The following is a 5,259-nucleotide window of genomic DNA, read 5'->3' on the forward strand; positions in this document are numbered from 1 at the left end:
AGAGTAGAGTTCTTTTTCGGTTATTGGTTTCCAAATATTCATTTCAGTTCTGGTGTTTCTCAAATTGCATACAACGTGATTGTGTATGGTTAGTTGCGTGTTTAAGCAACTAATTTAGTAAACAAAAACGAACGCGAGAAAATTCCGAAGGAATTTTCCAAATAAGCACTTGCCAAAGCAATTAATTATACACGTTGTTGTGTGTAGTTTTTATTCCGATTTTTGTTTTTCATTTTTTTTCTCCATAATTAGTTTAAATAAGTTCAAAATCCCCAATATTGGCAGATACATAAAAAACCCGATTACTAAATATGTATATGTCACTCCTGCAAATATTCCATCACCTTTGAAATTTATAGAAATCAAAAACCAAGTTATAGGAATTAAAATTAATCCAATTATCCCTTGTATTTTAAGAGACTTATTAATTGTTCTAATCAGATTTATAAAACTAAAAGATTTCAAAATTCCATTTTTTTGCGCATTCCATAAAATTGGAATTCCAAATAGTAAAATGACTAAAACAGTCACGGTTTCTATATTAGATACAATCATTTTAGAATAAGATAAAATAAACTTATTAATGTTATGAATATGACTAAACTAACTAAAATCAATGATTTAAATAATTTCGGTGCAAATGTCAGACTGCGTTTCCTGAACAGTTCTGAAATCCATCCGAAACTATATATAAAATTCAAAACTAATGTTAGTCCAATTAAGATTAGAAATATGAAATATTCTCCATTTCCCATTTCTATTTCCAGAATATTTAATCCTATAATTTTTAAACTAAAGTAAACAGCAGTTAATAAAATTAGATTAAATAAAATTCTTCTTAATTCCCACCATATAATTATTTGAAAGCGAGTTCTTTCTATTTTTTTTACGGAAAATATATTTGATAGAAACATTTTTTTGATTTTGTATCTCTTCCTTTTCTAAGTTTTTGTTTAATTACACACAACGTGTTTGTATATGGTTTGTTGCGTGGTTAAGCAACTAATTTAGCAAATAAAAACCGAATAGAAAATCCGCGAGGATTTTCGTAAGTAGACTAGAACTAGCAATAAATTATATACGGTGTTGGCAACTGGCTTTTTTTCAAAAGTCTAATGAATAGAAAAAATTATCTATAAATTCCCAACTCATATTTTCTTTTCCATTCATTCCCATTTGTCCATCATCCGCTTTACAAATCATTCTTAAAACAATCTCTTTTGATTTTTCGTTATCGTATAATTGATAAACAATATCCATCGTTATTTCTGAGATTGCTGGTGCTTCGTCTCTAACAGATTTAATCTTAAAAGAAATCAGTTTTTTGTATTCAAGTTCACGTCTTATTTTTCCAGCTTCTTTTCCAATATTTATTTCCTTGTTACTAAACCTATGAATTAATTTAGCAATATTACCATAGTTTTTATTTTTCCAACTTTCCGCTATTTCGAATGCTGTTTTTTCTGGACTGAATTCATTAAAATTAGATGGTTCAATATTTATATTTTCTCTCGGTTTCCAATTATCAAGTTCTTTCCATCTTAAATCACTTTTTACTTTCCATTCTTGATGTTCAATGATAGTTTCCTTTAATTCTCTCAAACTTTCTCCAAAAGTCAATTGTTTTTCTGGAATTGGTGGGTTTTCTTTTTCCTCTTTTAAAGCTCTTGCCCAATCATTTACTGCAAATAGTGTTGACCAACATTTTCCAACAACCAATTGATTGTCAAATTTTAAATCTCTACCGTGTAAAATTCCGTTTCTATAAGGCAGAAATATATCTTCAGAGTTGGTCTTTTTTCTTGAAGCATTAAAAATATCTTTAATTGCTGTTAGTCCACTGCTGTGTGCAGCAATACTATCCCAAGCTTTTAATTCTGTATTTTCTGAAAAAAAGCCTTTACTTTTACTAATATCATTAACTGCTCCATCTATTATCGTTAATAATAGAGGAACGCAAGAATGAAAGCGTTTTTCAAGAGTGTCTTTATAGGCTTTTTCTATTAATTCAAAGCGTATTGAAAATGCAGGTAAAACTCTGAATCTATGTTGTAGCCAACTAATTTCTGTTGATGTGAAATGATTAGCTAAAATTGTTTCTGCTCCTGAAATGTCATTATTATCTGCTAATTCAACCGCTTTTTCCATTAGAGGCGAATTCATAGATTCGTGCGAAATCCACCCTAAACTGGCGAAATGTGAATTGAATCTGTCAGGTAATGTAGAAAGATGTTCTACTTCTTTTTTTAAGTTAGGAATTTTAGAAAAGGCTTCATTTAATCCATCATTTTTAATTCCAAAAAATGAAAGGAATTTGACAACTTTACCAATCGCATTTGCTCCTTGAACATCTTTTCTAATTTTAGAATATGATGGTAAATCAGCTATGTTGTCTTTTTCTTCCATTAAGTTTTTTTAGCTTGTTGCCAACGTGGTTGGGTATGATTAGTTGCTATTAGATATAACTATCTTTTCGGGCTAAAAATGCACAATGTAATGAAACTGTAATTAAGGTATTGCGAATAGTAGCAATTAATTATACACGTTGTTAGCAAATCGTTTTATTATTATGGCACAATCGACTTATAGTAATCCAAAAATTAAACCTAAACAATATATTCTTAACGTTGTAGAACAATTAAAAGGATTATCAGTTCACGATTCTAAAAACATTCTATACGAAGCTAAAAAATACATAGAAGAAGAAACTAAGGTTTAGTTATCTGTTTTCTAAACTATCCTTTATTTTGTTTAACACATGATATTCGTCTGTCAAGTCGTTTATTTTATCTGTATTAGATTCTATAAAACTTAATCTTGATACAATATCTTCTAATAGAGATATTATTTTGTTTGCTTGTTCTTCTTTCATTATTAACTAAAATTTTAAATTATTATGGATAAAAATTGTATTTCTATTATTTCGTTTCATCCTGACAACGAATTTTGTAAAGATGTTTTAAAGTTGGCTCAAAAACACGGCTACAATAATGTCAATATTGATACTTCTGAAATTAACGATGACGAGCCTCGTTTGGTTATGGTTATTAATGATGAAATTGAATCATAGTATCTAAAAACATTTTTTTACCTGATTTTTTAAAAGCGTCATAATGAGCCATTACAGCAACTTTAAATTCTCTTGAATTATTGTTTTTTAAAAGTTCTTTTTTTAATTCTAACTTTTCTTTTAAGTCGTTGGAATTATAATATTCATTTATTAAATCACTCATTATTAACTAAAATTTTAAATTATTATGTTCACTTCAAAGAGTCGTTTTTATCAATCCTTAAAATATTTATCTCGTTTTTTATCTCATGCAATTGCTTCTGATAATTTTCGATGTTTTGTTCTAGGTATAATGTTTTCAACTTTAGTTTTTCAAGTTTTTTCGCACTTTCTACGTCATTAAAATCTTTGTAAATAGCATATGAAAAAGAAAACAAAGCTATTAGTAACATTGCTATGTTTATTAATTTAGCTTTCTTATTATTCCTTTCAATATCTTTTCTAAATTCATTTACCGATACTACATTTAACGGCAATAAGGCTTCGTATTCCTCTTTTTCTTTCATATCGTTCATTAGGTCAACAATCTTTGGAAACTCTATATTTCTCCCCATAACAGTGGTTAAATGTTTGCTAACGTGTTTGTGTATGATTAGTGGCGTGTTTAAGCACCTAATTTAGCAAATAAAAACCGAATAGAAAATCCGCGAGGATTTTCGTAAGTAGGCGAGAACTAGCCATTAATTATACACGTTGTTATGTGTTGTTTTTATTATTCACGTCTTACAAGTCCTGAGCCACCGCTTATTTCAAATATATCTTTTAAACCTGCAGCAATATTCATTTTTTCAACAATTTCGAATGCTGTTATTACTTCAGATTTATAAAACATCAGGTGATAAAAAGTCATAAAAGCAATTAAAGAATCCGCCCAATCAACTGCTACATTTGGACCAACTAATTGTAAATATTTGTTGTCTTCAAATCCTTGTTGAATTTTTATAGCATTAATTCCTTTACAAACAGAAAAGGATAAATTTAAGCGACTAAATTCTCTTGCGTTATCAGAATCATCAAACTTCACTTTTCCAATTATAGAGTTCGCGTAATCTATTTTTTTTCTCAACTTACTCCAGTCAATAAAATCATTATTTGTTAAGCCTATTCCAGATTCATTACCGTGAGCAGAAAAGTGTATAAAAGGAACAATTAGTTTTCCATTTGAAACTAATTCCTTTATGTTTTCACTAATTTTTAAAATTGCTTTATCAAGCATTTTCTCATTAATTACTTGATAATATTCATTAGAAATTCCAGCTAATTTTAGTCCAGAAGAAAGTGCATTTCCTTCCGTTCTACCATCAAAAATATCGTTGTCGCTTTGTGATTCAATTATATATATCTTACATTTTCCAATAATGTCTTTCATAAATGTTGCAGTCTGTTTTTCCGTAATAACACATAACGTGTGTGTGTATGGTTAGTTGCGTGGTTAAGCAACTAAATTAGTAAACTTTTACGAACCCGTGAATATTCCGCAGGAATATTCGCAAGTAGTGAAGAACCTAGCAATTAATTATACACGGTGTTGTGGTTTCGTGATTGTTCTTCATATTAATTCATTCACATATTGATAGTGTCTTATTTTTTCTTTTGTGTGGGCAAACTTAATTCCAATTCCTTTGGCAATTTCCAATACTTTTTCCAGTTCATCCTCAAGTAGAAGAGCATTATCTTCGTTCATTAATTTTGTTCCATAATCTTTTGTCAACTGTCCTCCTTTATATTCTGGGTCTTCAACAATATATTCTCTTAACAACTGTCCGTTTTTAAAGTATCTAAAATCAAACGAATGGTCTGAATCGCCAACTGCACAAGTGTAAATATCGAATTTCTCTGCAAGTTTAATTATTCGTTTATTTTCATTCTCGTTGTGATATAAACAATAATCCCAAAAATCCATTATGTGAATCCAATTTGAATCGTCTGTTATGAAGATTGAAGTTGTTTTATTTTTTGTATTTCCGTTCGTAACTATTTGGGCATTTTGTATTCCAAAGAAATCAAGAATTTCAATATCCGTCAACTTATCAACTCCTTTTATGAAAACATAAAAAGGTGAAAAAACAACTCCGTTATTTATTTGTATACGTTCCATTTTTTTCATGAACCACAACGTTGTTGTATATGGTTTGTTGCGTGTTTCAAGCAACTAATTTAGTAAATAATTACGGACAAAGAAAGTCCAC

9 protein-coding genes are annotated in these 5,259 nt (G+C 29.0%); 2 read left to right on the forward strand and 7 right to left on the reverse strand.

Annotation, left to right across the window (positions count from 1 at the left end; genetic code table 11):
* Nucleotides 1–210 precede the first annotated feature (210 nt).
* A complete protein-coding gene (locus HM981_RS17230; RefSeq protein ID WP_179340040.1) occupies nt 211–555 on the reverse strand; it encodes a hypothetical protein in 345 nt (114 codons plus the stop codon).
* Nucleotides 556–1,104: 549 nt separating this feature from the next.
* Nucleotides 1,105–2,406 carry a hypothetical protein gene (locus HM981_RS17235; protein WP_179340041.1) on the reverse strand — a complete coding sequence of 434 codons (1,302 nt, stop codon included), beginning with the start codon at nt 2,404–2,406 and terminating at the stop codon, nt 1,105–1,107.
* 163 nt (nt 2,407–2,569) lie between these two features.
* Here HM981_RS17235 and HM981_RS17240 point away from each other — a divergent pair, with 163 nt between their 5' ends.
* Nucleotides 2,570–2,719 (forward strand): hypothetical protein, encoded by a 150-nt coding sequence (locus HM981_RS17240; protein ID WP_179340042.1) that lies wholly within the window; start codon nt 2,570–2,572, stop codon nt 2,717–2,719.
* Here the strand turns inward: HM981_RS17240 and HM981_RS17245 are convergent, their stop codons facing one another.
* Nucleotides 2,720–2,872: a hypothetical protein gene (locus HM981_RS17245; protein ID WP_179340043.1), complete on the reverse strand. Its 153-nt coding sequence runs from the start codon at nt 2,870–2,872 to the stop codon at nt 2,720–2,722.
* A 24-nt stretch (nt 2,873–2,896) separates the two neighbouring features.
* On the opposite strand from HM981_RS17245, the gene HM981_RS17250 reads away from it, so the two are divergent.
* Nucleotides 2,897–3,070, forward strand: coding sequence for a hypothetical protein (locus HM981_RS17250; protein ID WP_179340044.1), 174 nt, complete (start codon nt 2,897–2,899; stop codon nt 3,068–3,070).
* Here the strand turns inward: HM981_RS17250 and HM981_RS17255 are convergent.
* The 4 genes from HM981_RS17255 to HM981_RS17270 form a co-directional block, all read right to left on the reverse strand.
* The gene (locus HM981_RS17255) at nt 3,048–3,233 is read right to left on the reverse strand and encodes a hypothetical protein (RefSeq protein WP_179340045.1); all 186 of its coding nucleotides are present in this window, start codon (nt 3,231–3,233) and stop codon (nt 3,048–3,050) included. The genes HM981_RS17250 and HM981_RS17255 overlap by 23 nt on opposite strands.
* Before the next feature lie 28 nt (nt 3,234–3,261).
* Entirely contained in the window at nt 3,262–3,624 is a 363-nt protein-coding gene (locus HM981_RS17260; RefSeq protein ID WP_179340046.1) for a hypothetical protein, read from the reverse strand.
* 158 nt (nt 3,625–3,782) lie between these two features.
* A complete protein-coding gene (locus tag HM981_RS17265; protein ID WP_179340047.1) occupies nt 3,783–4,439 on the reverse strand; it encodes a hypothetical protein in 657 nt (218 codons plus the stop codon).
* Between the two features lie 180 nt (nt 4,440–4,619).
* Complete coding sequence (locus HM981_RS17270; RefSeq protein WP_179340048.1) at nt 4,620–5,177, reverse strand: hypothetical protein; 558 nt, start codon at nt 5,175–5,177, stop codon at nt 4,620–4,622.
* Nucleotides 5,178–5,259 lie beyond the last annotated feature (82 nt).

Source organism: Winogradskyella ludwigii (assembly GCF_013403985.1).
Lineage (GTDB): Bacteria > Bacteroidota > Bacteroidia > Flavobacteriales > Flavobacteriaceae > Winogradskyella > Winogradskyella ludwigii.